We start from the raw sequence: 25291 nt of genomic DNA, 5'->3' as shown, positions 1-25291 counted from the left end.
GAGCACCATGCCCGTCCCGCACCCCACGGACCTGCCCCGACCCGAGTACCCCAGGCCGCAGTTCGTCCGTGCGGCCTGGCTGAATCTCAACGGCGAGTGGCAGTTCGAGATCGACCGGTCCGACACCGGCCTGGAGCGCGGGCTGAGGGACCGGGCGCTCACCGGCCGCATCGTCGTCCCGTTCTGCCCCGAGTCGGAGCTCTCGGGCGTCGGCGAGACCGACTTCCTCGAGGCGGTCTGGTACCGGCGCACGGTGACCGTCCCGGAGGACTGGACCGACGCCCGGGTGCTGCTGCACTTCGGGGCCGTCGACCACGACACCACGGTGTGGGTGGACGGCACCGAGGTGGCCCGGCACCGGGGCGGCTTCACCCCGTTCAGCGCGGACCTCGGCGATCTGGCCGCCCCGGGCCGGGAGCTGACCGTCGTGGTGCGCGCCCGGGACAGCCGGCACGGCGTCCAGGCCCGCGGCAAGCAGGCCACCTGGTACGCCAACTCGCACTGCCACTACACCCGTACGACCGGCATCTGGCAGACGGTGTGGATGGAGCCGGTGCCCCGCTCGGTCGCCCTCAGGCGCCCGCGCGTCACACCCGACCTGGCCTCCGGCTCCTTCCACGTGGAGCTGCCGCTCACCGCGAACGCACCCGGCCACCGGGTCCGTGCCACCGTGAGCGACTCGGACGGTCCCGTCGTCACCGCCGAGTCCCGGGCCGACCTCGGCCTCGCCCCCCGCCTGGTGCTGGCCGTCCCCGAGGACCGGCGCCGGGTGTGGTCGCCCGCCGACCCGCATCTGTACGACCTCGTCCTGGAGGTACTGGACGCCGACGGGGAGGTGGTCGACTCCGTCCGCTCCTACGCCGGTCTGCGCTCGGTCGCGATCCACGGCAAGCGGCTGCTGCTCAACGGCGAACCGGTCTTCCAGCGCCTGGTCCTGGACCAGGGCTACTACGCGGACGGCCTGATGACCGCGCCGTGCGACGCCGATCTGGTCCGCGACATCGAACTGGGGCTCGCGGCGGGCTTCAACGGCGCCCGGCTGCACCAGAAGGTCTTCGAGGAGCGGTACCTGTACCACGCCGACCGCCTCGGCTACCTGGTCTGGGGCGAGTTCGGCGACTGGGGCTGCGAGACGGGTGTGCGCGACGACAACCAGCGCCCGGACGCCAGTTACGTCGCCCAGTGGCTGGAGGCGCTGGAGCGCGACCACTCGCACCCCTCGATCGTCGGCTGGTGCCCGCTGAACGAGACCTACCAGCACCTGCACGACCGCGTCACCGGGCTCGACGACGTCACCCGCGCGATGTTCCTCGCCACGAAGCAGGCGGACCCCAGCCGGCCCGTGATCGACGCCTCCGGCTACGCCCACCGGGTGGCCGAGACGGACGTCTACGACTCCCACTGCTACGAGCAGGACCCGGCCGCCTTCGCCAAGACGATGGCCGGCCTGGCCGAGGACCGGCCGTACGTCAACGCCGGTCCCGACGGACGCCCCTGGTCGCTGCCCTACCGCGGCCAGCCGTACTTCTGCAGCGAGTTCGGCGGCGTCTGGTGGGATCCGCAGGCCGCGGCGAACGCCGCCGGCGACGACTCCGAGGCCTCCTGGGGTTACGGCGAACGCCCGCGCACCGCCGCCGAGTTCGTCGAGCGCTTCACGGGGCTGACCGCCGTGCTCCTCGACGACCCGGACATGTTCGGCTACTGCTACACCCAGCTCACCGACGTTTTCCAGGAGCGCAACGGCGTCTACCGCTTGGACCGCTCCGAGAAGGTCGACACCGCGCTGCTGCGCGCCGCCCAGACCCGTCCGGCGGCCTTCGAGAGCGACCGCTGAGCAGCCGGTGGGCGACCCCGGTGGGCAACCGGTGACACCCACCCCTCCCCGCGATCGTGGGAGGGACTCATGACCACGCGATTTACATCGATGTATGTCCATGGGGCGGCACCCGTGGGGCGCGAGGTGCGTCCCGTGGGCCGCCGCCCGCAGGAGAGGAGCTGTATGACCGGCATATCCGCGCCCGTCGGTCCGCCCGCGCCCTCGCGGCGCCGGGTGCTGACGGCCGCGCTCGCCTCCGGTGCCGCGGCCCTGGGCGCAGGTGCGCTCAGTGGCTGCGGTTCCGCCCAGGCGGCCGACGCCTCGACCGTCCGACTGTGGGACCTGTTCAGCGGGGCCGACGGCGGACTGCTCAACGACATGGTGCGCGCGGCGCGCCCCGACATGCCGGGCACGCGCGTCGAGCGCACCGTGCTGGAGTGGGGCACCCCGTACTACACCAAGCTCGCCATGGCCTCGGCCGGCGGGCGCGGTCCCGACGTGGCGGTCTCCCACATGTCCCGGCTGGCCGGCTACGCCCCCACCGGGCTGCTGGACCCGTGGGACCTGGACGTCCTGGCGGAGTACGGCATCACCGAGGACGCCTTCACCAAGGCCGTGTGGTCCCGGACCCAGTTCGAGGGGCGCACCTACGCGATCCCCCTGGACACGCACCCGTTCATCGTCTTCTACCACCCGGAACCGGCCCGCGAGGCCGGCCTGCTCACCCGGGACGGGGCGCTGGACACCGAGGCGTTCTCCTCCCCCGACCGGTTCCTGGCGGCGGGCCGCGAACTGGCGAAGGCCTCGGGCAAGCAGGGCATCGCCTTCGGGTACGTCACCGACACCGCCCAGGGATGGCGGCTGTTCTACGGGCTGTACCGGCAGACCGGCGGGGCGTTCCGGCTGCCGCGGGGCGGGCCGGCCGAGGTCGACGTCGACCGGATGGCCGAGGTCATCGCCTTCATGGCCAGGATCGTCGACGGCCGGGTGAACCCCAGGCGGCTCGACTACGCCTCGGCGATCGCCGCCTTCACCAACCGGCAGACGGCGATGATCCTCTCCGGCGAGTGGGAGCTCGGCACCTTCCGGAGCGCGGACAGGAACGTGGGGGCCGCCCCGTTCCCGACGGTGTTCGGCACCCCGGCCGTCTACGCCGACTCGCACTCCTTCGTCCTGCCGCACCACCCCGACCCCGACCCCGGGCACCGCCGTCGTACCCACCAGGCGGTGGCGGCGCTGCTGAAGGCCGGCCAGATCTGGGCGACGGCCGGGCACATCCCCGCCTACGGCCCGGTCACCCGTACGTCGGCGTACGCCGGACTCCAGCCGCAGTCGCACTACGCCAAGGCCCAGGACCATGTGGTGCTCGACCCGTCCGTGTGGTTCGCGGGCGCCGGCTCGGACTTCCAGAACGCCATGTCGCAGGTCCTGCAGCAGGCCCTGCTCGACGGTCTCGCCCCCGACCGCGCGGCGCGCGCGATGGTGCGGCGCCTCAACACCTTCCTCTCCAAGCCCAGCCCGGCCTGACCCGGCCGCGATCCACCGCGCAGGAGGCACAACGATGTCCTCTCCCCACGCCTCGCCCCGCCCCGGGGCCCCGTCGGCGCGCCGGCTGTTCCCCCCGGGCCTGCTGTTCGCGCTGCCCTTCCTCGTCCTGTTCGCCCTGTTCATGGTGTGGCCGCTGGTCCAGGGCCTGTGGATGAGCCTGACCGACACCTCGCTGTCGGCCCACACCCCGTCCTTCGTCGGCCTGGACAACTTCGCCGAGGCCCTGGGGGACGCCGAGATGTGGCGCTCCCTGGGCCACACCGTGTGGTTCACCGTCCTGTCGACGGTCCCGCTCGTCGCGGTGGCGCTCGGCATGGCGCTGCTCGTGCACACCGGCCTGCCTGGCCAGTGGGTGTGGCGGCTGGCGTTCTTCGCGCCCTATCTGCTCCCGGTCGGCGTGGTGAGCCTGCTGTGGATCTGGCTGTACCAGCCGGACCTCGGGCTCCTGAACCACCTCCTGGATGCGGCCGGCCTCGGACCGGTGTCCTGGCTGAGCGACGAGTCCGTGGCGATGTGGGCGATCGTGCTGACCACCCTGTGGTGGACCGTCGGCTTCAACTTCCTGCTGTACCTGGCCGCGTTGCAGGCGATCCCGGACCACCTGTACGAGGCGGCGGCCATCGACGGGGCGGGTGCCTGGCGGCGGCTGTGGTCGATCACGCTGCCGCAGCTCAGCCGGATCACCGGCGTCATCACCGTGCTGCAGATCCTGGCCTCGCTGAAGGTGTTCGACCAGGTGTACCTGCTGGCCAAGGGCGGCCCGAACAACTCGACCCGCCCGGTCATCGAGTACATGTACGACGTCGGCTTCACCGGATACCGGCTGGGCTACGCCTCGGCGGTCAGCTACGTCTTCTTCGCCCTCGTCCTCATCGCCTCCGCGGCCCAGTACGCCGCCCTCCGCCGCCGGGAGAAGTGACATGACCTCCACCGAACTGCCCGTCCGCCCGGCCGCGCCGGACCGCGCCGCCCGTCCGCCGAGAGGCCCGGCCGGGCCGCGCCGGGCCGCCCGGCCGGACCGGAACCTCACCCTCGGGGAGAGCCGGCTCGCCCGGGGACTGGCCCTGGCCGTGCTCGCGGTACTGGCCCTCGTGTGGCTGCTGCCGATGGCCTGGGCCCTGCTCACCGCGTTCAAGTCCGAGCAGGACGCGAGCGATCCCGGGCAGTGGTTCCTGCCCCGGCACGGTTTCACCCTGCACGGGTTCTCGACGGTGTGGGAGCGCGGCGACCTTCCGCTGTGGATGCTCAACAGCTTCCTGGTGTCCTCGGCGGTCACGATCGTCACGGTGCTGGTCTCCGCCATGGCCGGATACGCCTTCTCCCGCACGGTGTTCGCCGGGCGCCGGTGGCTGTTCGCGCTCACCGTGGCGGCGGTGCTGGTGCCGCCGCAGCTGCTCATCGTGCCGTGGTTCCGGCAGATGCTCACATTGCACCTGGTCGACACCTACGCGGCGGTGATCCTCCCGCAGACGGTGGCGCCGGTCATGGTGTTCATCCTGAAGAAGCACTTCGACTCGCTGCCGCGGGAGCTGGAGGAGGCCGCGCGCATCGACGGCGCGGGCCACTGGCGCGTCTTCTGGTCCGTGCTGCTGCCGCTGTCGCGGCCGATGCTGGCGGCCGTCGCGATCTTCGTGTTCATCGGGGCCTGGAACAACTTCCTGTGGCCGTTCGTCTCGACGTCGGACCCGGGACTGATGACCCTGCCGGTCGGCATCACCTCGGTGAAGGACGCCTACGGCATCCAGTACGCGCAGACCATGGCGTCCGCCGTGCTCGCGGCGCTCCCGCTCGTCGTGGTCTTCGTCTTCTTCCAGCGTCACATCGTCAAGTCCGTCGCCACGACCGGACTCGGCGGCCAGTGACCCGCCGGGCATCTGAGACGACCCGGCCGCGCGGGGCGGCGGTGCCCCGCGCGGCCGGGTCGTCTCAGATGCCGAACGGCTCGGCGTAGCGCACGGTTCCCGCGGGCAGCGGGCTGCCGGCGTCCAGCGCGAGGGCCATCACGGCCTCGTCGGGTACGTCGATCGTGAGACGGATGCCGTGGGCGGAGGCGCGGACGAAGCCGAAGCGCGGGTAGTACTCCGGATGTCCGAGGACCACGACGTGGCGCTCGCCCAGGCTCCCGGCGGCCCGGAGCGCGGCGCGCACGGCCGCCGATCCGGCGCCGGCGCGCTGGTGCTCCGGGCGCACGGCGACGGGGCCGAGACACAGGGCCGGAACGTCACCGATGTGGCACCGGGTCAGCAGCGCGTGGCCGGCCGGTGTGCCGTCCGTTCCGGTACTGACCCAGGACAGCCCGTCGATCCAGGCGGGATCGGCGCGCAGGGCGTCGACCAGGCCGGCCTCCAGCGGGGTGTCGAAGGCGGCGAGGTGGATCTCGCGGACGGCGGCCGCGTCGGCGGCGGTCTCGGGGCGGGTGGTCCAGGTGTCGCGCATGGTGGGTGGAGATCCGTTCCGCGGTGGTGTCGTCACGCGGACGCTCTCGCCGCCCCGGGGTGCCGGGGTCGCGGGTGGGGGCTCCGCGCCGGGCGCGGAACCCCCCGAGCCGCCGCGTGCGGTCAGTAGGTGTGCAGGGTCAGACCGTACCGGCCCAGGATCTCGTTGACCGGCTGGAACCAGGTCTCGCCGCCGCTGGAGCAGTTGCCCCAGCCGCCGGAGGTGACGCCCTGGGCCTGGTCGCCGGTGATGAAGGAGCCGCCCGAGTCACCGGGTTCGGCGCAGGCGCTGGTCTTGGTGAGCTGGTGCACCGCGCCCTGGCTGTAGTTGACGGTCTCGTTCAGCGCGAGCACCGTGCCGCAGTGCCAGTGCGAGGTGGAGCCCGAACGGCAGACGGAGGAGCCGACGGGCGCCACGTTGGAACCGCGTACGAGCTGGTCCGGCACCGTGCCCCAGCCGAGCACCACCGGCACCGTCCACCAGCCGCTGCCGACGCTGACCCAGGCGTAGTCGTTGTCCGGGAAGGAGGAGCCCTGGAAGGTGCCGATGTAGGAGCGGTCCCAGCCGCTGACCCCGGCGCCGGGCTGCCCGCAGTGCCCGGCCGTGACGAAGCCGCCGTACACCGAGAAGCCGATGGAGCAGCGGACGTTGCCGGTGTAGTACGGGTCGCCGCCCACCGTGCCGGCGGCGAGGGTCCTCGGGGCGGCGGAGGCCTCGACGGTGACGGGCCCGGTCCGGCGGGCCTGGGACAGGAAGCGCCGGACATCGTTGTCGGCGCGTTCGCCGCGTACGACCTCCACGACTACCGTGCCGGCCTTCGGATCGACGTGCCAGCCGCTGATCCCCGAGGGTGCCGTCAGCCGGTCGATGCGCGCCTTGGCCGCGTCCAGTTGCCGGGCGCTGTGCTCGGCGGTGCGGAGGATGGCGCCGGATCGCTCGATCGCCCGGCGGGTGGCTGCCGGGGCGTTCCGGGTGAGCGCCACGGTCAGGCGCCCGCTCGGGGCGTCGAACCAGGAGCCCGCGTAGGCGGCGCCGGCCGTGCGGCGTGCCTTGGGGTCGAGGGCGGCGGCGGTCTTCTCGGCGGCGAGCCGGGCCACCGCCTCGGTGCGGGTCAGGCCGAGGTCGCGCCGCATGGCGGTGACGATCCCGTCGGAGGCGGGCTCGGCGGATCGTGCGGTAGTGGTGGGTCCGGCCGCGGAGCCGGTCGCTGAGGCGGGGAAGGTGCCGGCCGCGCTCAGTCCGCCGAGGACGAGGAGTGCGGACACGGCGGCATGCGCAAGTCTGGTGCGTCTCATGGGGGTTGCCCTTCGTCGTTCCAGGAGTGGGGGTGGAACAGCCGATGTCTGAGAGCGCTCTCATGCGTGGCGGGGCAGAGCTTAGTCCCTGTTCGTGGTCAGGTCCATGCCAATGCAGGGGGCAACTCAACGATGTAAGCGGCGGCCGGTACGCCGCCGGGCGGGTGACGGCTCATCGGGTGAACTCCGCCGGGGGACGGCACGTCACCGCGGTGCCCGCGTCCGGCCCGCGCTCCTGCCCTCACGGGGCGTCCCCGGACCCGCCACGCGCGGCGGCATCCGTCAACTCGACCGGTCCGCACGGGCGTCCAGGGCGGGCGGGGCCGGCCGGGGCGGGATAGAGGAGAGTCATGAGAAAGTCCCGAACAGCGCCCTGGGCGGCCGCCCTGCTCCTCGCGGCCGCCTGCACCCTCGCCGGTCCCGCGGCCACGGCGGCGGCACCAGGCATCGCGGCCACGGGCTACGTGGCCCTCGGTGACTCCTACTCGGCGGGGGTCGGAGCCGGCAGCTACCTCACCGCCGCGCCGCGCTGCCTGCGCAGCAGCCTGTCCTTCCCGGCCCTGTGGGCCGCGGCCCACTCCCCCTCGTCGTTCAGCTTCACCGCCTGCGACGGCGCCAGGACCGGCGACGTGCTGAACAAGCAACTCGGCCCGCTCGGCCCGCGCACCGGTCTGGTCACCATCACGGCGGGCGGCCGGGACGCGGGCTTCACCAGCGTGATGGCGGCCTGCGTGCTGGGCGGCAGCGGCACGTGCCTGTCCGCCGTGGCCAAGGCCCGCTCCGCCACCGACGAGACGCTGCCGGGCGACCTCGACCGTCTCTACTCGGCCATCCGCGACAAGGCGCCCGCCGCCCGCGTCGTCGTGCTCGGCTATCCGCGCCTGTACCAGTTGCACGGCAGTTGCTCGGGCGGCCTGCCGGACACCGAGCGGTCCGCGCTCAACGAGGCCTCGGACCACCTCAACCAGGTGCTCGCCGCGCGCGCCGCCGCCCACGGCTTCACCTTCGTCGACGTACGGACCGTCTTCGACGGGCACGGGATCTGCTCGGCCGAACCCTGGCTGCACAGCGTCGACTGGCTGGATCTCGGCGAGTCCTACCACCCGACGGCGGCCGGCCACTCCCTCGGCTATCTCCCCCTGCTCACCGGCGCCCTCTGAGACGGCGGCCGGTGCCGGTCACATACCGGCCGTCGCCTTGCGCCGCGCCTGCTCGAACTCCTGCACCGGATCACCGCCGGCCTGCCAGGGCCAGGCGGTGACGGTGCCGTCGAGCAGCTCGAAGACCGCACGGGCCGCCACCCGCCGGTCGGCGGCCAGCAACGCGTAGGCGAGGACGTTGAGATCGGCCGGGGCCGCGGCATGGCTCAGGAACCCCGGCCGCACCCAGGTGTCGACGACCCGGTCGAGGGCCTGGGCCGCCATCGCCTGGGACCAGTGGTTGCGCGCCACCAGCGCCTCGAACCCGCCCCGGTCGAGCACGGCCTGGTACTGCTGTACCTGCGCGGTGAGTTCCGTCCCCGCGCAGGGGGCGTTCGCGGGCATTCGGGCCCGCAGGGTGTCCACGAACTCCAGCACCTGGATGCGTGATCCGGCCTCCTCCGGGCTCAGATAGCCCAGCATGCTCAAGTAGGCCTCACGGTTCCAGCGGTCGCGCGCGAGCACCTCGTTCCACACCCCGAACACCCGGGGCTGCGCCCAGCGTTCCACGCGTGCCACCGCCAGCAGGGCGACCCAGGGGGTGGGATCCTCCGGCGCGAGTCCGGCGGCCCGCAGACAGCGGTCCACGGTGCCGGCCGCGTCGTCCAGGCTCCCCCGCGTCCGGGCGTGGGCGACCTCGGTCCAGGCGTGCAGGACGAGTGCGTTCGCGTCGCGCGGCTCGCGCGCCGCCCAGGACCGCGCCAGATGCGATCCGGCCAGGAAACCGCCCAGCACACTCATGCGGTGCGTACGGCGGTCCCAGTCGCCGGGCTCCTGGGCCAGGAGCCGGGACAGCTGGGCGGCGCACAGGTCCGTCGTCGCGATCGTTCCGGTCCTCGTGGTCGCCAGCAGCGACTTCAGCAGCCTGCCCAGGTCCTGGTCGCCGAGCTCCGGCGCCAGGCGTGCCCCTCGGCGGCGACGCGATAGAAAAGCCATGGCCGGAGGCTAGAACGGCAGGTGGATAACGCAAGGTGTTCGCCGAGATCGTTATCTGTCACCGACCGGTTGGCGGACGCCGCGGAGTGGAACCCTGCCGTTATGGGCAAGACCGCGCTGATCGTCATCGACATGATCAACACCTATGACCACAAGGACGCCGATCTGCTGCTGCCCTCGGTGACCTCCGTCGTTCCCGTGCTGACCGGCCTCCTGGAACGGGCCCGGCGGAAGGACGTGCCGGTGATCTACGTGAACGACAACTTCGGCGAGTGGCGCTCCCACCACGGCGAACTGCTGGAGCACGCGCTGGCCGGCCCGCACACCGAACTCGTCGAGCCCTTGCGGCCCGACCGGAGCTCCCTGTTCGTGGTGAAGGCCCGCCACTCGATCTTCTTCGACACCCCGCTGACGTACCTGCTCCACCAGCAGGGAATCGAGCGGCTCGTGCTGTCCGGCCAGGTCACCGAGCAGTGCGTGCTCTACTCGTCCCTCGACGCCCACATCCGGCATTTCGACGTGGTGATCCCCCGGGACGCGGTGGCGCACATCCACGCGGATCTGGCGGAGGCGGCACTGCGCATGATGGAGCGGAACATGGGGGCCCAGGTGTGCGACAGCCGGGAGCTGTGGGCCTGACGCGGCGCGTACCGCTCAGCGCGCCTCCGGCCGGTCCAGGAGGCCCACCACCTGCTCCCGGACGGCTTCCCAGGCCACCGGCGGCAGGCCGCCCAGGGACGTGGCACGCAGCAGGCCGAGCGTGTCCTCGGCGCCGGCGCCGCCGTGGACTTCCTCGCCGAGCACGTCGTAGCCGGTCCGCACGGCGACGCGGAGGCGCGGGCCCCGCTCGCCGTCGTGCAGCGCCGAGGCGACGACCAGGGGCGGCGGGCCGCCGTCCACGCCGGGGAATTTGCGGTACGCGGCGGCGACCGGCTCCCGCCAGTGGACGCCGAGCAGCACCGCGCGCTCCGCCGCCGCGTCCGCGAGGCCGGTCTCGCGGACGCCGTCCGGGCACAGCACCCTGGCGCGGGCGCCGAGCACGAGCGCGGGCGGGAGCAGACAGCGCAGGGTGCTGCCCACCAGGTTGCCGCCGACCGTGGCCGTCCGGCGTACGGCTCCGGTGCCCACCGAGGCGGCGGCGCGGCGCAGCACGTCCGGCACCCGGTCGTCCAGGCGGGCGAGGACCACGGCGGCGCCCAGCGCCTCCCGGCCGATCACGTTGGCCTCCGGCAGTTCCCGCAGGGACATGGCCCGCGCGGGGAAGCCGTCCCGCTGCCAGGCGGCCCACACCAGGGTGGCCCCGCCGACCGGTACGGCCCCTTCGGCCAGGCACTCCTGCGCTTCGGACACGGATGTGGGCAGACGCAGCAGCACGGTGGCCGACCTGCCTTCCTGGGGGCGACTGGGCAGCCGGCGTGACGGCCCTCCGGTGTCCCGGTGCCCTGGTGTCCCGGTGTCCCGCGCTCCGGCACGGCGGAGTCTGCTCGACCCCGCGGGGGCGCGTACAGGGCTCACACGAGCATGCGCGGTCGGCCGGACGGGCGTGGACGGCTTCGCCGGGCGCTCCGAGCACCGCCGGTCGGGTGATCCCCTGCGCGGCCCCGGGCCGCCGGAGGACCGGGGAAATCCCGGCATCCAGGTCATTCGTAATAAACATGACCAAGGCCGCGAAGTGGCAGCCTCACGGTGATCGACCGAAACTGAAGCTGGCGGTTCGTGATCAGGAATGACACGCCAAGAACCTCCGACGGCCCGGTCGGGCCGCATCCCGGTCCTCTCGGACCGCGGGCCGGCCGCGCTCCGCCGTCGGCTGTCCCTGAAGCCCTGCAGGAGATCGAATGGTGGAACAGTCCTCCGAGGTCCAGATAGCAGGACCGGACGAAGGCACCATCACCAGTCGGAACGACGCGGGTCCGGCGGGAGCGGACACCGAGAGGGAACTCGCCGTCGCGCTCGCCGACGTCGTGGGCGCCCCGCACGTACCGGTGGACGGGCACTTCTTCACCGACCTCGGCGCCAACTCCCTGGTGATGGCCCAGTTCTGCGCCCGGGTCAGGAAGAGGGCAGACCTGCCGTCCCCTTCCATGAAGGACATCTACCGCTATCCCACGATCCGGAGCCTGGCGGCGGCCCTCTCCGAAACCGCTCCCGAGGCCGCCTCGCCCGCCACTGCCGCCGCCGTGTCACCGGCCGCTTCGCCGGAACGGGTACCGCGCACGAGCAGCCGTAACCATTTCCTGTGCGGTTTCTCCCAGTTGCTGATTTTCCTGACGTACTCCCTGGCCGCCGGGTTCATCATGGACCGCGGGTACCAGTGGATCGCGGCCGGCTCGGGAGCGGCCGGCATCTATGTGCGGTCGCTGCTGTTCGGCGGCGTCGGGTTCATCGCCCTGTGCGTGTTCCCCGTCGCCGCCAAGTGGGTGCTCGTGGGCCGCTGGAAGCCGGACGAGTTCCCGCTCTGGGGCCCCCGTTACCTCCGCTTCTGGCTCCTGAAGGTACTGCTGCACGCCAACCCGATGATCCTCTTCGTCGGGAACCCGCTGTACGTGCTGTACCTGCGGGCCCTGGGCGCACGGATCGGCAAGGGGGTCACGATCCTCTCCCGCTCCATGCCGGTCTGCACCGACCTGGTGACGATCGGCGCCGGAACCGTGATCCGCAAGGACGCGTTCCTCCTCGGCTACCGGGCCCACTCCGGGCACATCCAGACCGGCCGGATCACCCTCGGCCGGGGTGCGTTCGTCGGCGAGAAGACCGTCCTGGACATCGATACGTCGATGGGCGACGACGCCCAGATCGGCCACTCCTCGGCGCTGCACCGCGGCCAGGCGGTCCCGGACGGCGAGCGCTGGCACGGCTCCCCGGCCGAGCCCGGCGGTACCGACTACGTACGCGTCGAGCCGGCCGCGTGCGGGACCGTGCGCCGCGCCTGGTTCGGGTTCATGACGCTGGCCCAGCTCTTCTTCCTGTACATCCCCCTGGCCGTGGGCGGCATGTACATGCTGTTCACCGAGGTCCCGGCGCTCGGCAAGCGGCTGGACCCGCAGACGGCGGCGCTGTCGCGGGCCGAGCTGATCCCCGACGCGCTGCTGGTGTCCCTCGTCCTGTTCGGCGGCTTCGTGGTGGGCGGGCTGCTGGTGCTGTACACCGTGCCGCGCCTGCTGAATCTCCTGGTCAGGCCCGACCGGGTGTACCCGCTCTACGGATTCCACTACGCGGTGCACCGGGCGACGGCCCGGATGACGAACATCAGGTTCTTCGCCTGGCTGTTCGGCGACAGCTCCTACATCGTGCACTATCTGCGCGGGCTCGGATACGACCTGTCGCACGTCGAGCAGACGGGCTCGAACTTCGGCACCGAGGTGCAGCACGAGACGCCGTTCCTGGTCTCCGTCGGCAGCGGCACCATGGTGGCCGACGGGCTCTCCGTGGTGAACGCGGACTACTCCAGCACGTCGTTCCGGCTCTCCCGGGCGTCGATCGGGGCGCGCAACTTCCTGGGCAACAACATCGCGTACCCCGCCGGGGGCCGGACGGGAGAGAACTGCCTGCTGGCGACGAAGGTGATGGTGCCCCTCGACGGGGAGGTCAGAGAAGGCGTCGGACTGCTCGGTTCGCCGTGCTTCGAGATTCCCCGGACGGTGGAGCGGGACGCGCGGTTCGACGACCTGAGGACCGGCGAGACACTGCGCCGGCGGCTGGCGGCGAAGAACCGCTACAACCTGCGCTCGATGGGCGTGATGCTGTTCGCCCGGTGGGTGCACACCTTCGGGCTCACGCTGTTCGCCCTCGTCTCGGTGGACCTGTACGGCGCCGCCGGACAGGCGGTCATCGCCCTCTACCTGGCGGTCACGCTGCTGTTCACCACGCTCTACCACGTCCTGGTGGAACGCCTGATCATGCGATTCCGCCGGCTGCGCCCCCAGCTGTACTCCATCTACGACCCCTTGTTCTGGCGGCACGAGCGCCTGTGGAAGGTTCCGGACCGCCATCTCAACATCTTCAATGGCACCCCCTTCAAGAGCCTCGCCTGGCGCCTGATGGGCGTGCGCATCGGGCGGCGGGTGTTCGACGACGGCTGCTACCTGACGGAGCGGACCCTCACCGTCATCGGCGACGACTGCACGCTGAACGCCGGGAGCAAGATCCAGTGCCACTCGCAGGAGGACGGCACCTTCAAATCCGAGGGCACCACCCTCGGGGACGGCTGCACGCTGGGCGTCGGCGCCCATGTGCACTACGGCGTAACGGTGGGTGACGGCGCGGTTCTGGAGGTCGACTCCTTCCTGATGAAGGGCGAGGAGGTCCCGCCGCACGCCCGGTGGGGCGGCAACCCCGCCGTGGACATGCCCGAGGCCGCCGGCCGGCCCGGTGACGGCGACCTGGCGGCACCCCCGTGCCCGGCCGGCGCCACTTCGGTGACGGTGAGTTGAGGAAGGCCATTCGATGAGAACGCGCGTGGATGCGGACCGGGAGTTCTGGAGCCGGGTGCTGACGGCCGGCGGTTCCACCGCGGTGCCGCGATGGGTGCGGGAGCCGGTGCCGGGCACGGCGGAGCACGAGGCACCCGTACCGGACGACGTCGCCGAGGCGGTGCACGGCCTCGCCGAGCGGTGCGGGGCGCCGGCCGGGGCGCTGCTCCTGGCGGCGCACGCCAAGGTGCTGGCCGCCCTCTCCGGCGAGCAGGACGTGGTGACGGGGTACGCCGCCGGCGCGCGCGGAGAGCCGCTGCCCTGCCGTCTCACCGTCCCCCCGGGATCCTGGCGGGACCTGGTGTCCGCCGCCCGGCGGGCAGAGGCGGAGGTACGGGAGCACCGGGAGTTCCCGTTGGCGGAACTGCGCCGGGAACTGGGCCTGGCCGAGCCGTCGTACGAGGCCGTGCTCGGGCCCCCGGACGCCGGGGACGGGTTCGCCGACGAGGGTGTGCTGCAGGTGCGCTGGTCCGGCCTGGGCGGGCGGCCGGTGCTGCGGCTGCGGTACCGCACGGACGTGCTGGACGCCGCCTGCGCGGAGCGGATCGCCGGCTACCACCTGACGGCGCTGCGGCTGATGGCGGCCGACGTGGACGCCGAGCACGCGCGGCAGAGCCTGCTGGGCGACGACGAGGTGCGTGAGCAGCTCGAAGGGTTCGCCGGGCCGCACCGGCCGCTGCCGGACGCGCGGGCGCACGAACTGTTCGAGCGGCGGGCGCGGGAGCATCCGCGGGCCGTCGCCGCGGTGCGGGGCGACCGGGAGTGGACCTACGGCGAGCTCAACGCGCGCGCCAACCGGCTGGCACACGCCCTGCTGGCCCGCGGGGTCGGCCGTGAGGACGTGGTCGCCGTGGTCACCGAGCGCGACCTCGACTGGCTGGCCGCGACCCTGGCGGTGTTCAAGGCGGGGGGCGTGTACCTGCCGATCGAGCCGCACTTCCCCGCCGGCCGGATCGCGGCCACCCTGTCCCGGGCCGGCTGCCGGCTGGTGCTGACCGAGTCCGGCAGCACCGGCACCCTCGACGAGGCGCTCACCACGCTGACGGACACCGCGAAGCTGCTGGTCGAGGAGGCCTACGCGGAGCCGCACGCCGACGACGACCCCGGGGTGCGGGTCGACGCCGGACAGCTCGCCTACATCTACTTCACCTCCGGCTCCACCGGCGAGCCGAAGGGAGCCATGTGCGAGCACGCCGGGATGCTCAACCACCTCTTCGCCAAGATCGACGACCTGGGGATCGGCGAGGGCTCGGTGGTGGCGCAGACGGCTCCGCAGTGCTTCGACATCTCGCTGTGGCAACTGGTGTCCGCGCTGCTGGTGGGCGGGCGGACGCTGCTGGTTCCGCAGGACGTGATCGTGGACGTGGAGCGGTTCGTCGACACGCTGGCCGCAGGCCGGGTCACCGTGGCACAGGTCGTGCCCTCGTACCTGGAGGTCGTGGTCGCGTATCTGGAGCGGCACCCCCGGGCCCTTCCCGATCTGCGCCGTGTGTCGGTGACCGGTGAGGCGCTGAAGCGGGAGCTGGTCCAGCGGTGGTTCGCCGGCCGGCCGGACATCGGGCTGGTCAACGCCTACGGCCTGACGGAGACCTCGGACGACACCAACCACGAGGTCATGGACCGGGTGCCCGAGCGGGTGCTGCTGGGCCGCGCGGTCAGCAACGTCCGCGTCCTCGTCGTGGACGAACGGCTGGCACTGGTGCCGATGGGCGCCCCGGGACTGATCGCGTTCTCCGGCGTCTGTGTGGGCCGGGGGTACGTCAACGACCCGGAGCGCACCCGGGAGGCGTACCGCGAGGATCCGTACCGGCCGGGTGAGCGGCTCTACCTGGGCGGTGACTGGGGGCGCTGGCACCCGGACGGCAAGCTGGAGTTCCTGGGCCGCCGGGACAACCAGGTCAAGATCCGCGGCTTCCGGATCGAGATCGGCGAGATCGAGAACACGCTGCTGCGGGTGCCCGGGGTGCGGGACGCCGCGGTGGTCGTCGCCGAGCAGGGCGGCGGGAGCAAGCACCTGATCGCCTACTACACGGGTGAGCGACAGCCGGTGGAGACGCTGCGGGAGTCGCTGGGTGGCGTGCTGCCCGGCTACATGATTCCGTCGGCCTTCCATGTGCGGCCGGAACTGCCGCTGACCGCCAACGGCAAGATCGACCGCAAGGCGCTCACCGTGCTGGCCGAGCAGACGCCGGAGCCCGTGGCGGGCGACGGCGCCGCGGAGCGGGACGGTGCCCCGCTCACCCCGACCGAGCGGAAACTGGCGGCCGCCTGGGCCGAGTTGCTCGGCGTGCCCGAGCACCGGATCGGCCGGACGGACCACTTCTTCGACTCCGGCGGCACCTCTCTGACGGCGGTCCGGCTCACCATCGCGCTCGACCGCGCGGTGTCCTTGAAGGACATCACCCGGCACCCGGTCCTCGGCGACCTCGCGGCCCTGCTCGACGGCGCGGGCCGGCAGCGCACCGAACTGCTCCAGCCGCTGTCGCGGGCGGCCGGTACCGCGGAGTGCGCCCTGATCTGCTTCCCCTACGCGGGCGGCAACGCCGTCAACTACCAGCCGATGGCGAGTGCGCTGGCGGGCGGCGGCCTGCCGGTCCTCGCGGTCGACCTGCCCGGCCACGACCTGTCCGACCGACCCGAGCCGTTCGCGCCGATCACGCGGGTGGCGGAGCGGGTCTCCGACGAGATCGCCGCGCGCGGTCTGACCCGGGTCATGATCTGGGGTCACTCGTCGGGCGCCGCGCCGGCCGTGGAGACGGCCAGACGGCTCGAGGCGCGCGGGGTGGACGTGACCCGGGTGTTCCTCGGCGCGCAGCTGCTCGGCACCGCCGAGGAGCGGCGGGCCGCCGCCGAGGAGCTGACCGGCCGAAGCGACGCCGAGATCGCCGCCCGGCTGACCTCGGACAGCGGCTACACCGAACTCGCGGAGCTGAACGACCGGCACGCCGGGCACATCGGTGCCGCCTACCGGCACGACTGCGTGTCCGCGCACCGCTACTTCCGCGACGCGCTGCGGAACCCGCCGGCGGCGCGGCTGGCCGCCCCGGTCACCGTGGTCGTCGCCGCCGACGACCCGCACACCGCCGGGCACGCCGACCGCCATCGGGACTGGCTGCTGCTGGCCGGCCACGTGGAGCTGCACGAACTCCCCTACGGCGGTCACTACTTCCCGCGCACGCGACCGGACGAGGCGGCCCGAGCCGTCCTGACCGCCGTGGCGCCCCTGGCCCCTTCCTGAACCTCGCCGAGCCCGCAGCCGGGCAACGAAAGGAATCCGAGATGTCCTCCTCACCTCTGGCCACCTCGCTCGACGTGGAGCCCCGGCCGGACAGTCCCGCCCTGCTGCGCGTCGACTCCCCCGGTGACGCGGCGAGCTGGGCGGCCGAGCACCGCGAGTCGCTGCGCGCGCGGGTCACCGAGCACGGGGCCCTCCTGGTCCGCGGCCTGCGACTGCGGGACGCGGACGAGGCCGGTGCCGTCTTCGCGAAGCTGGCCGGTGCCGGCGCCCTCATGACGGAGCGGGAGGCGTTCGCCCCCCGGGAGCCCCTCGGTCCGGGGCTGTACTCCTCGACGGCCTGGCCGGCCAACCAGCCGATGTGCATGCACCACGAGCTGAGTTACACGCTGGAGGTGCCAGGCCTGATGCTGTTCGCGTGTCTGACCGCGCCCGAAGAGGGCGGCGCGACGGCCGTGGCCGACGCCGAAGAAGTGCTCAGGGCGCTGCCCGCCGGTCTGGCCGAACGGTTCGAGCGCGAGGGCTGGCTGCTGACCCGCAGCTACAACGACGAGATCGGGGCCTCGCTCGCGGAGTCGTTCGGCACCGAGGACCGCGACGAGATCGAACGCTACTGCCGTTCGCACGCCATCGACTTCCACTGGCAGCCGGACGGCTCGCTGCGCACCCAGCAGCGCCGCAGCGCCGTGGTGCGGCACCCGCTGACCGGCAGGCGCTGCTGGTTCAACCAGATCGCGTTCCTCAACGAGTGGACCCTCGCCCCGGAGGTGCGCGAGTACCTGGTGGACGAGTACGGCGCGGACGGCCTGCCGTTCAACACCCGCTACGGCGACGGCACCCCGATCGGCGAGGACGTCGTCCAGTCGCTCAACACGACGTACGAGAAGCACACCAGGCGCGAGCCCTGGCAGGCCGGTGACCTGCTGCTGGTGGACAACATCCGCACCGCGCACAGCAGGGAGCCCTTCACCGGTGAGCGGCAGGTGGTGGTCGGCATGGCCGAACCGCGGCGCCTGGCCGACGGCTGCCCGACCCCGGAGGCGAGTGAGCGATGACCCATCTTCTGTCGACCGGGACCCAGCCGGCCACGCCCGTCCCGGCCACCGTGCCGACGTTCGCGGTGATCTCCGGCGAGCAGGTGCAGCAGGCGCTCGGGGGCCGCGAGAAACAGCTCGTGGAGCTGGTCGAGGCGACCTACCGGCTGCACGGCGCCGGGGACTCGGTGAACCCGCCGTCGTACTTCCTGCGCTTCCCCGACCGGCCCACCTCCCGGATCATCGCGCTGCCGGCCTCCATCGGCGGCTCGGTGCACGTGGACGGCGTGAAGTGGATCTCCAGCTTCCCGGAGAACGTGAGCGCCGGGCTGCCCCGGGCCTCCGCGGTGCTCATCCTCAACGACCACGACACGGGCTACCCGTTCGCGTGCATGGAGAGCTCCATCATCAGCGCCACCAGGACCGCGGCCTCCGCCGCGCTGGCGGCCGACTGGCTGAGCCGCACCCGTGCCCGCCCGACCCGCGTGGGTTTCTTCGGCACCGGCCTGATCGCCCGGTACATCCACACCTTCCTGGCCGGCACCGGCTGGGCGTTCGACTCGATCGGCGTGCACGACGTGTCCCCCGACAGCGCGGCCGGCTTCAGCGGCTATCTGCGCGGGACCGGCACCGCGGCGCGGGTCACCGTCCACGACAGCGCCGAGGCGCTCGTCCGTTCCAGCGACCTCGTGGTCTTCGCCACCGTCGCCGGCCGGCCGCACGTCACGTCCCCGGCCTGGTTCGACCACAACCCCGTGGTGCTGCACGTGTCGCTGCGCGACCTCGCCCCCGAGATCCTGCTCGGCGCGGCCAACTTCGTCGACGACGTCGAGCACTGCCTGAAGGCCGACACCTCCCCCCACCTGGTCGAACAGCGTACCGGCGACCGTGACTTCCTCAACGGCACCCTCAACGACGTGATGCTGGGGCGGGCCGCGCCGCCGCCGGACCAGCCGGTGATCTTCTCGCCCTTCGGTCTCGGCGTGCTCGATCTCGCCGTCGGAAAGTACGTCTACGACGAAGTGGCCCGGGCGGGGAACCTCCGCCTCGTCGACGACTTCTTCCACGACCTGCGTCGGTACGGCTGAGGCCGTCCTCAGCCGGGACCAGGAGGCCCGCCGTGCCCGTCATTTCCTCCCCCAACGCCTTCAACGAAGGCAACCTCTTCGTCGACCTGGAGTCGATCTTCGGGTGCCCCCTCTACCTGAAATGCGAGGGTTTCAACTTCGCCGGCTCCATCAAGCTGAAGGCCGCGAACGAGATGGTGGAGAGCGCCGAGCGGGACGGGGTCCTGAAGCGGGACTCCATCCTCGTGGAGTCCTCGTCGGGGAACCTGGGCGTGGCGCTCAGCATGATCGCCGCGAGCAAGGGTTACCGGTTCCTGTGCGTCACGGACGCCCGCTGCAACCTGTCGACCAGGCTGCTGATGGAGGCCCTGGGCAGTCAGGTGCACGTGGTGGCCGACCTGGACGCCAACGGCGGCTTCCTCGGCACCCGGCTGGAGTACGTCCGCTCGCTGTGCGAGTCCGACGACCGGTACGTGTGGCTGAGCCAGTACACCAACGCGGGCAACTGGCGGGCGCACTACCGGACCACCGGTCCGGAGATCGCCAGCCACTTCCCGCGCCTGGACGTGCTGTTCGTCGGCGCGGGCACCACCGGAACCCTGATGGGCTGTGCCCGCTTCTTCCGGCAGTGGCACCGCCCGGTGCGGATCGTCGCGGTGGACAGCGTGGGCTCGGTGGCCTTCGGCGGGGAGCCGGGCCGCCGGATGATCCCCGGTCTGGGCATGAGCATGCGCCCGCCGCTGCTGGACGAGTCCTATGTGGACGAGGTGATCCGGGTGGAGGAGGCCGACACCATCCGCACCTGTCACCGCATGGCCAGGCGCGGCTTCCTGTTCGGCGGTTCCACCGGCACGGTGGTCAGCGGGGCGACCGACTGGCTCGCCGAGCACGACACCGGTGGCACCACCGCGGTGGCCATCGCGCCCGACCTCGGCGAGCGCTACCTCGACACCATCTACCAGACCAACTGGCTGCAGGATCTGTACGGCGAGCACATCCTGGACTCGGTCCAGGAACCGGTCCAGGTGGACGGCGCCTCCCGGGAGGTGGACTCCGCCGGCCGCTCGCCGGGGCGCCGCCGGAGGCGGTAGGGCGCCCGTACGCCCCCGCCGAGGAGTACAGTATTCATCAGACGATGAATTAACGTTCTCCGGAGAGGCGGGGGCATGATGGAGCGGACCACGTGCTGTGTGGTGGGAGGCGGTCCCGCCGGCATGGTGCTCGCCCTGCTGCTGGCGCGGGCGGGCGTGGAGGTGACGGTGCTGGAGAAGCACGGCGACTTCCTCCGTGACTTCCGCGGCGACACCGTGCACCCGTCGACCCTGGCGCTGCTGGACGACCTGGGGCTGGCCGGGCGCTTCGCCCGGCTGCCGCAGCGCAGGGTGCGTACCGTCCGACTGCCCCTGGGTGACGGGCGTTCGCCGGTGACGGTCGCCGACCTCTCGGTGCTGCGCGGCCCGTACAACTACGTGGCGATGGTCCCCCAGTGGGACCTGCTCGACCTGCTGGCGGCCGAGGCCCGGCGCGAGGCCTCCTTCCACCTGCGGATGAACACCGAGGCGACGGCCCTGCTGACCGAGGGCGGCCGGGTGACCGGGGTGCGCTACCGCACCTCCGACGGCGGCACCGGCGAACTGCGCGCCGTGCTCACCGTCGCCTGCGACGGCCGTGGCTCCCTGGCACGCGGCCGGCCCGAGCTGGGCCTGCGCCGCTTCGGCTGCCCGATGGACGCCTGGTGGTTCCGGCTGCCGCGCCGGGAGAGCGACCCGAGCGGGCTGGTAGGTGGCGCGGGGGACCGATTCCTCACCGCGATGATCGACCGCGGGGACTACTGGCAGTGCGCCGCGCTCATCCGCAAGGGCACCGACCGTCGGCGCCGGGCGGCCGGCCTGGACCGGTTCCGGGCCGACTTCGGCGCCGCCGTGCCCTGGATCGCGGACCGCACCGGGCGGATCGGCTCATGGGACGAGGTCCGGCTCCTCGACGTACGCCTGGACCGGCTGCGCCGCTGGCACCGGCCGGGACTGCTGTGCATCGGCGACGCCGCGCACGCGATGTCCCCGGTCTTCGGCATCGGCATCAACCTCGCCGTCGAGGACGCCGTGGCCGCCGCGCGGTATCTGGCCGCGCCGCTGCGGCGCGGGACAGTGGGCTGCGCGACGTCCGCAGGGTGCAGCGCCGGCGCCGCCCCACCACGGTCGTCACCCAGACGCTGCAGCGGGCGGCCCACGCCCGGTTCGTCGCCCCGGTGCTGGACGGACGGCCGCCGCTCGGGAGCGCGGCGCGCGCCCGGCGCCTCGCCGCACTGGTCACCGGATCGCGGCTCGGCCGGCTCCCGGCGTACTTCATCGGATACGGCGCGCTGCGGGAGCGCCCGCCGAAGGCGGCGGTCCGGTAGCCGCCGTCCGCGGACGGTCCCGCCGCACCGCGGGCCGCCGGACGTCAGATCCGGCCGCCCGTGAAGCGGGTGATCGGCCCCTGGGTGCGGCGGCCCGAGCGGCGGCCCGCCGCGTAGGACGCGACGCCCACCGCGGTCACGCCGGCGCTCACGCCCGCGGCCACGATCTTGCGGTGGGCGAGGACCGTCCACGCGGTCGTGGCCACCGAGGCGACCCGGCCCGAGGCCACGACGGCGGCCCGCCGCCCCGCCTCGACGCCCTTGGCCGCCGCGCTCACCGTGCCGGCCACGCCGTCGGCGGCGCGCCCGGTGGCCTTCTTCGCCGCTGACGCGCCGTCACCGGCCGCCTCCTCGGCCTTCTTGGCCGCGCCGGAGGCCGGAGCGGTCGCCTCGGCGGCGGTGCGACGCGCCGCCGAGGCGGCCGTGCGCTTCTTGTCCTGCGTCTGCTGGCTCGTGCCCTTGGTCGGTTCACTCATGGAATGCGGCTTGCCCCTCACGGAGCCCGCAAACGTGGCCGGACGCCCGGCCGGTGCGGGGGTGGGTCCGCCCACCGGGCGGTAGCCTGCTCGTGAGGACAGTCATGGCCGATGAGGTGCGTATCCGGCTCCTCGGCGGTTTCGCCGTGGCGGTCGAGGACCGCCCGGTCGCCACCGGGGCGTGGCGGCTGCGCAAGGCCCGGACCCTGCTCAAACTGCTCTGCCTGGCGCCGGGCCACCGGCTGCACCGGGAACGGCTCTACGACCTCCTGTGGCCGGACCTCGACATCACGGCCGCCTCGAACAACCTCCACCAGGTGCTGCACGCCGTGCGGCGCGCGCTGGCCTCCGCCGGGGCGCGGGACGAGATCGTCGTGCTGCGCGACGACATGGTGCTGCTCGGGCCGGACGGCGCAGTCCACGTCGACCTGGACGGCCTCGACGAGGCGATCCGGCGGGCCGCGTCCGGCGGCACGGCGGCGGACTGCCGTGCCGCGCTCGACCTCGCCGGCGCCGAACTGCTGCCCGAGGACCGCTACGAGACCTGGGTGGCCGAGGCGGCCGGCTCGCTGGAGACCCGGCTCACGGCCGTCCGGCTGGGGCTGGCCGAGGCGCTGGAGCGCGATCACCGTACGGCCGAGGCGGTGGACGTGCTGCGGGCCCTGGTCGCCCGGGACCCGCTGGACGAGCCGGGGCTGCGGGCCCTGATGCGGACGCTGGCCGAGTCCGGGCGGCGCGGGGAGTCCCTGGCGGCGTACGAGCGGCTGCGCGAGACGCTCCACCGGGACACCGGTGCCGATCCCGACCCGCAGACCCGCCGCCTCTACCGGGCCCTGCTGGCCGACTCGGTGGATCCCGGCGAGCGGCCGGCGGACGGCCGGCGGGGCAGGCTGCCGACACCGGCGACCGAGCTCGTCGGACGGGAGCGGGAGATCGCCGAGGTGCGGCGGCTGCTCGGGCGCGGCGGGCTGCTCACCCTCACCGGGGCCGGCGGCTGCGGCAAGACCCGGCTGGCGCTCGCCGTGGCGGACCGCAGCGGCGACGGATTCCGTGACGGGGCGTGGTTCGTGGACCTCGCCGCGCTGACGGAGCCGGACCTGGTCCCCGAGGCCGTTGCCGCCGTGCTCGGCCTGCAGCTCCCGCCGTCCGGCGAGGCCCGGGAAGCACTGCTGGGTCAGCTCGGCGGCCGGCGGACGCTGCTGGTCCTGGACAACTGCGAGCACCTGGTCGACGCGTGTGCCGCCCTGGTCTCGCAGATCATCGCCCGCTGCCCGGGGGTCGCGGTGCTCGCCACCAGCCGGGAGCCGCTGCGCAGTTACGGCGAGCGCACCTTCCGGGTGCCGTCCCTCGGGCTGCCGGATCCACGGCGGCTGCCGCCCGTCGGGGAACTGGCCCGCTTCGCCTCCGTACGGCTGTTCGTGGACCGGGCCGCCGACGCGGACCCGGGCTTCCGGCTGACCGCGCGGAACGCGGCGGCCGTGGCGCAGATCTGCTTCCGGCTCGACGGAATGCCTTTGGCCCTGGAACTGGCCGCGGCCCGGGTGCACTTGCTGGCCCCGGACCAGATCGCCGAACGGCTCGACGACGCGCTCGCCCTGCTCAGCCGGGGCAGCCGGCACGGCGTGACCCGGCAGCAGACGCTGCTGGCCACCCTGGAGTGGAGTCACCGGCTGCTCGACGGCGAGGAGCAGTGCCTGTTCCGCAGGCTGGCGGTCTTCACGGGCGGGTTCTCGCTCGCGGCGGCCGAGGACGTCTGCGCGGACGGCGTGCCGGCCGGCTCGGTGCTGGACCTCCTCGGCCGGCTGGCCGACAAGTCCCTGGTGTGCGTGGAAGCCGGTCCGCGCGAGGCCCGGTACCGGCTGCTGGAGACGATCCGGCAGTACGCCGCCGAACTCCTGCGCGCCAGCGGGGAACCGGCCGGGGTCGAGGCCCGGCACCGGCGGTTCTATCTGCGGCTCGCCGAGGCACGGGACCGTGAGCCGGTCGCCGGGTCCGCCGGTGCGACCTCACTGGAGCTGGAGGCGGACTACGGCAATCTCCGGGCCGCCCTGCGCTCGTTCCTGCGCCACCGGCCGGAGAGCGGGCTGCGCCTGGCGGTGGCCCTGCGCTCGTTCTGGCCCGAGCGCGGACGGCTCGCCGAGGGCGGGCGCTGGCTGGACGACGCACTGGCCGCCGCCCCGGAGCCCACACCGCAGCGGGCGAAGGCCCTGATGGGCCGGGCCGTGCTGGCGATCCGGCTCGGTGACGGCGCTCCGCTGGAGGACATCGCCGCCGAGATCGTCGGCATCCAGCAGCGGCAGCCGGACAGGTCGGCCCTGGCGTACGCCTGCTATCAGCAGGCGATCCTGCTGTGGATGCGCGGCGCGTGGGTGCGGGGGCGCGCCGCCCTCGACCGGGCGCGCGCCCTCGCGCGGGAGGCCGGTGAGCCGTCGGTCCTCGCCGCCGTCGCACATCTGGACTGCGTCCGGGCCGCCTGTCGCGGTGAGGGGGCGACGGCTCGCGCCGCCTGCTCGGAGAGTCTGCGGCTGCTCGACGAGGTCAAGACGGCGACCGGTCCCTTCTTCCCGGTCATGACACCGGGCTACGTGGTGGAGGGCGACGGCCGCGGTCAGGTGTCGGTGCTCTTCGAGGAGACCGTGCTCACCGGCCGCACGGTCGGCCCGGCCCGGGCCCGCGGGTACGCCCTGACGACACTCGCGTGGGCCGCCCGGCTGGAAGGGGACACGGACGCCGCCACGGCGGCGGCGGAGAGCGGCGCCGACCGCCTCCGCGCGCTCGGCGACCGGCACGGGGAGTCCATGGCCCTCAACGTGCTCGGGAACATCCACCGCGGCACGGGCGGCCACGATGTGGCGCGCAAGCACCTGGAGACGGCCCTGGCCATGAGACGCCGGCTCGGCGACCGCCGGGAGGAGGGCATCACGCTCGGCTGCCTGGGCCTGCTGGAGCTGGCCGCCGGTGACACCGGGAGCGCACGGGCCACCTTCGAGACGGTGCTCGCCGATTTCCAGGAGGCGGACGACCGTCCCGGCGCCACCAACAGCCTGCTGCACCTCGGGCTCGTGGCCCGGGCCGCGGGAGACCGGCAGCGGGCGCGCGCCCTGCTCACCCGTGCCCGGAGCCTGGAGCAGGTCGCCGGGTCGGTGCCCGCCGCCGGCTGGGTCGAGCTGATGCTGGCGGATCTGCTCCGGCAGGGGGGCGAGGAAGACGCGGCCGTCGCGACGGCCGCCCGAGCCGAAACGCAGTTCACCCGCCTGGGCGACCGGCGGGGCCTCGCCGCGCTGCGGCGGCCGGTGCCGCCGCCGGCGGGTCAAAGCGGTTGCTGAGTGAATGCTAAGAGGCGCTGCCTACGGTCACGGGTGTCAGCACAAAGCACTCG

18 protein-coding genes are annotated in these 25291 nt (G+C 73.1%); 13 read left to right on the top strand and 5 right to left on the bottom strand.

Annotation, left to right across the window (positions count from 1 at the left end):
* The first annotated feature begins 7 nt into the window (after positions 1–7).
* The 4 genes from ABZ478_RS17180 to ABZ478_RS17165 all read left to right on the top strand — a co-directional run bounded on the left by ABZ478_RS17180 (position 8) and on the right by ABZ478_RS17165 (position 5226).
* Positions 8–1834 carry a sugar-binding domain-containing protein gene (locus tag ABZ478_RS17180; protein WP_359549943.1) on the top strand — a complete coding sequence of 609 codons (1827 nt, stop codon included), beginning with the start codon at positions 8–10 and terminating at the stop codon, positions 1832–1834.
* Positions 1835–1999: 165 nt separating this feature from the next.
* Entirely contained in the window at positions 2000–3343 is a 1344-nt protein-coding gene (locus ABZ478_RS17175) for an extracellular solute-binding protein (RefSeq protein WP_359549941.1), read from the top strand.
* A gap of 34 nt (positions 3344–3377) precedes the next feature.
* Positions 3378–4283 (top strand): sugar ABC transporter permease, encoded by a 906-nt coding sequence (locus ABZ478_RS17170; protein ID WP_359549938.1) that lies wholly within the window; start codon positions 3378–3380, stop codon positions 4281–4283.
* A 1-nt stretch (position 4284) separates the two neighbouring features.
* Positions 4285–5226: a carbohydrate ABC transporter permease gene (locus tag ABZ478_RS17165; protein WP_359549935.1), complete on the top strand. Its 942-nt coding sequence runs from the start codon at positions 4285–4287 to the stop codon at positions 5224–5226.
* A gap of 64 nt (positions 5227–5290) precedes the next feature.
* Here ABZ478_RS17165 and ABZ478_RS17160 read toward each other — a convergent pair whose 3' ends face one another.
* Together ABZ478_RS17160 and ABZ478_RS17155 are read right to left on the bottom strand one after the other, a co-directional pair.
* The gene (locus ABZ478_RS17160) at positions 5291–5800 is read right to left on the bottom strand and encodes an N-acetyltransferase (RefSeq protein ID WP_359549932.1); all 510 of its coding nucleotides are present in this window, start codon (positions 5798–5800) and stop codon (positions 5291–5293) included.
* A 122-nt stretch (positions 5801–5922) separates the two neighbouring features.
* Positions 5923–7095: a S1 family peptidase gene (locus ABZ478_RS17155; protein WP_359549930.1), complete on the bottom strand. Its 1173-nt coding sequence runs from the start codon at positions 7093–7095 to the stop codon at positions 5923–5925.
* A 350-nt stretch (positions 7096–7445) separates the two neighbouring features.
* Between ABZ478_RS17155 and ABZ478_RS17150 the strand changes: the two genes are divergently transcribed.
* Positions 7446–8255: an SGNH/GDSL hydrolase family protein gene (locus tag ABZ478_RS17150; RefSeq protein ID WP_359549928.1), complete on the top strand. Its 810-nt coding sequence runs from the start codon at positions 7446–7448 to the stop codon at positions 8253–8255.
* Between the two features lie 18 nt (positions 8256–8273).
* Here ABZ478_RS17150 and ABZ478_RS17145 read toward each other — a convergent pair whose 3' ends face one another.
* Positions 8274–9230 carry a hypothetical protein gene (locus ABZ478_RS17145; RefSeq protein ID WP_359549925.1) on the bottom strand — a complete coding sequence of 319 codons (957 nt, stop codon included), beginning with the start codon at positions 9228–9230 and terminating at the stop codon, positions 8274–8276.
* Positions 9231–9332: 102 nt separating this feature from the next.
* On the opposite strand from ABZ478_RS17145, the gene ABZ478_RS17140 reads away from it, so the two are divergent.
* On the top strand, positions 9333–9869 hold the full coding sequence (locus ABZ478_RS17140; protein ID WP_359549922.1) for an isochorismatase family cysteine hydrolase: 537 nt from the start codon (positions 9333–9335) through the stop codon (positions 9867–9869).
* A gap of 15 nt (positions 9870–9884) precedes the next feature.
* Here the strand turns inward: ABZ478_RS17140 and ABZ478_RS17135 are convergent, their stop codons facing one another.
* On the bottom strand, positions 9885–10604 hold the full coding sequence (locus ABZ478_RS17135; protein WP_359549920.1) for an FAD binding domain-containing protein: 720 nt from the start codon (positions 10602–10604) through the stop codon (positions 9885–9887).
* A gap of 464 nt (positions 10605–11068) precedes the next feature.
* Between ABZ478_RS17135 and ABZ478_RS17130 the strand changes: the two genes are divergently transcribed.
* The 6 genes from ABZ478_RS17130 to ABZ478_RS17105 all read left to right on the top strand — a co-directional run bounded on the left by ABZ478_RS17130 (position 11069) and on the right by ABZ478_RS17105 (position 21500).
* Positions 11069–13663, top strand: coding sequence for a Pls/PosA family non-ribosomal peptide synthetase (locus ABZ478_RS17130; protein WP_359549918.1), 2595 nt, complete (start codon positions 11069–11071; stop codon positions 13661–13663).
* 13 nt (positions 13664–13676) lie between these two features.
* Entirely contained in the window at positions 13677–16940 is a 3264-nt protein-coding gene (locus ABZ478_RS17125; protein ID WP_359549915.1) for an amino acid adenylation domain-containing protein, read from the top strand.
* A 41-nt stretch (positions 16941–16981) separates the two neighbouring features.
* Positions 16982–17992 (top strand): TauD/TfdA family dioxygenase, encoded by a 1011-nt coding sequence (locus ABZ478_RS17120; RefSeq protein ID WP_359549913.1) that lies wholly within the window; start codon positions 16982–16984, stop codon positions 17990–17992.
* A complete protein-coding gene (sbnB, locus tag ABZ478_RS17115) occupies positions 17989–19059 on the top strand; it encodes a 2,3-diaminopropionate biosynthesis protein SbnB (RefSeq protein ID WP_359549910.1) in 1071 nt (356 codons plus the stop codon). The genes ABZ478_RS17120 and sbnB overlap by 4 nt, the downstream gene beginning before the upstream one ends.
* A 32-nt stretch (positions 19060–19091) precedes the next feature.
* Positions 19092–20129, top strand: a complete 1038-nt coding sequence (gene sbnA / locus ABZ478_RS17110; protein ID WP_359549908.1) for a 2,3-diaminopropionate biosynthesis protein SbnA — start codon at positions 19092–19094, stop codon at positions 20127–20129.
* Between the two features lie 75 nt (positions 20130–20204).
* Entirely contained in the window at positions 20205–21500 is a 1296-nt protein-coding gene (locus ABZ478_RS17105; RefSeq protein ID WP_359549905.1) for an FAD-dependent oxidoreductase, read from the top strand.
* Here the strand turns inward: ABZ478_RS17105 and ABZ478_RS17100 are convergent.
* Positions 21481–21912, bottom strand: a complete 432-nt coding sequence (locus ABZ478_RS17100) for a hypothetical protein (protein WP_359549903.1) — start codon at positions 21910–21912, stop codon at positions 21481–21483. The genes ABZ478_RS17105 and ABZ478_RS17100 overlap by 20 nt on opposite strands.
* Positions 21913–22016: 104 nt before the next feature.
* Between ABZ478_RS17100 and ABZ478_RS17095 the strand changes: the two genes are divergently transcribed.
* Complete coding sequence (locus ABZ478_RS17095) at positions 22017–25238, top strand: BTAD domain-containing putative transcriptional regulator (protein WP_359549900.1); 3222 nt, start codon at positions 22017–22019, stop codon at positions 25236–25238.
* The last annotated feature ends 53 nt before the right edge of the window (positions 25239–25291 follow it).

The organism is Streptomyces sp. NPDC005706, assembly GCF_040631045.1.
Classification (GTDB): domain Bacteria; phylum Actinomycetota; class Actinomycetes; order Streptomycetales; family Streptomycetaceae; genus Streptomyces.
The sequence above is the reverse complement of the archived record's forward strand: the minus strand, read 5'-3'. Positions and strand labels throughout refer to the sequence as shown.

Excerpts from the sequence above, each read along its gene's own strand:
- ABZ478_RS17180 (WP_359549943.1), top strand. The coding sequence starts at position 8 with ATGCCCGTCCCGCACCCCACGGACCTGCCCCGACCCGAGTACCCCAGG.
- ABZ478_RS17175 (WP_359549941.1), top strand. The coding sequence starts at position 2,000 with ATGACCGGCATATCCGCGCCCGTCGGTCCGCCCGCGCCCTCGCGGCGC.
- ABZ478_RS17170 (WP_359549938.1), top strand. The coding sequence starts at position 3,378 with ATGTCCTCTCCCCACGCCTCGCCCCGCCCCGGGGCCCCGTCGGCGCGC.
- ABZ478_RS17165 (WP_359549935.1), top strand. The coding sequence starts at position 4,285 with ATGACCTCCACCGAACTGCCCGTCCGCCCGGCCGCGCCGGACCGCGCC.
- ABZ478_RS17160 (WP_359549932.1), bottom strand. The coding sequence starts at position 5,800 with ATGCGCGACACCTGGACCACCCGCCCCGAGACCGCCGCCGACGCGGCC.
- ABZ478_RS17155 (WP_359549930.1), bottom strand. The coding sequence starts at position 7,095 with ATGAGACGCACCAGACTTGCGCATGCCGCCGTGTCCGCACTCCTCGTC.
- ABZ478_RS17150 (WP_359549928.1), top strand. The coding sequence starts at position 7,446 with ATGAGAAAGTCCCGAACAGCGCCCTGGGCGGCCGCCCTGCTCCTCGCG.
- ABZ478_RS17145 (WP_359549925.1), bottom strand. The coding sequence starts at position 9,230 with ATGGCTTTTCTATCGCGTCGCCGCCGAGGGGCACGCCTGGCGCCGGAG.
- ABZ478_RS17140 (WP_359549922.1), top strand. The coding sequence starts at position 9,333 with ATGGGCAAGACCGCGCTGATCGTCATCGACATGATCAACACCTATGAC.
- ABZ478_RS17130 (WP_359549918.1), top strand. The coding sequence starts at position 11,069 with ATGGTGGAACAGTCCTCCGAGGTCCAGATAGCAGGACCGGACGAAGGC.
- ABZ478_RS17125 (WP_359549915.1), top strand. The coding sequence starts at position 13,677 with ATGAGAACGCGCGTGGATGCGGACCGGGAGTTCTGGAGCCGGGTGCTG.
- ABZ478_RS17120 (WP_359549913.1), top strand. The coding sequence starts at position 16,982 with ATGTCCTCCTCACCTCTGGCCACCTCGCTCGACGTGGAGCCCCGGCCG.
- sbnB (WP_359549910.1), top strand. The coding sequence starts at position 17,989 with ATGACCCATCTTCTGTCGACCGGGACCCAGCCGGCCACGCCCGTCCCG.
- ABZ478_RS17105 (WP_359549905.1), top strand. The coding sequence starts at position 20,205 with ATGATGGAGCGGACCACGTGCTGTGTGGTGGGAGGCGGTCCCGCCGGC.
- ABZ478_RS17100 (WP_359549903.1), bottom strand. The coding sequence starts at position 21,912 with ATGAGTGAACCGACCAAGGGCACGAGCCAGCAGACGCAGGACAAGAAG.
- ABZ478_RS17095 (WP_359549900.1), top strand. The coding sequence starts at position 22,017 with ATGGCCGATGAGGTGCGTATCCGGCTCCTCGGCGGTTTCGCCGTGGCG.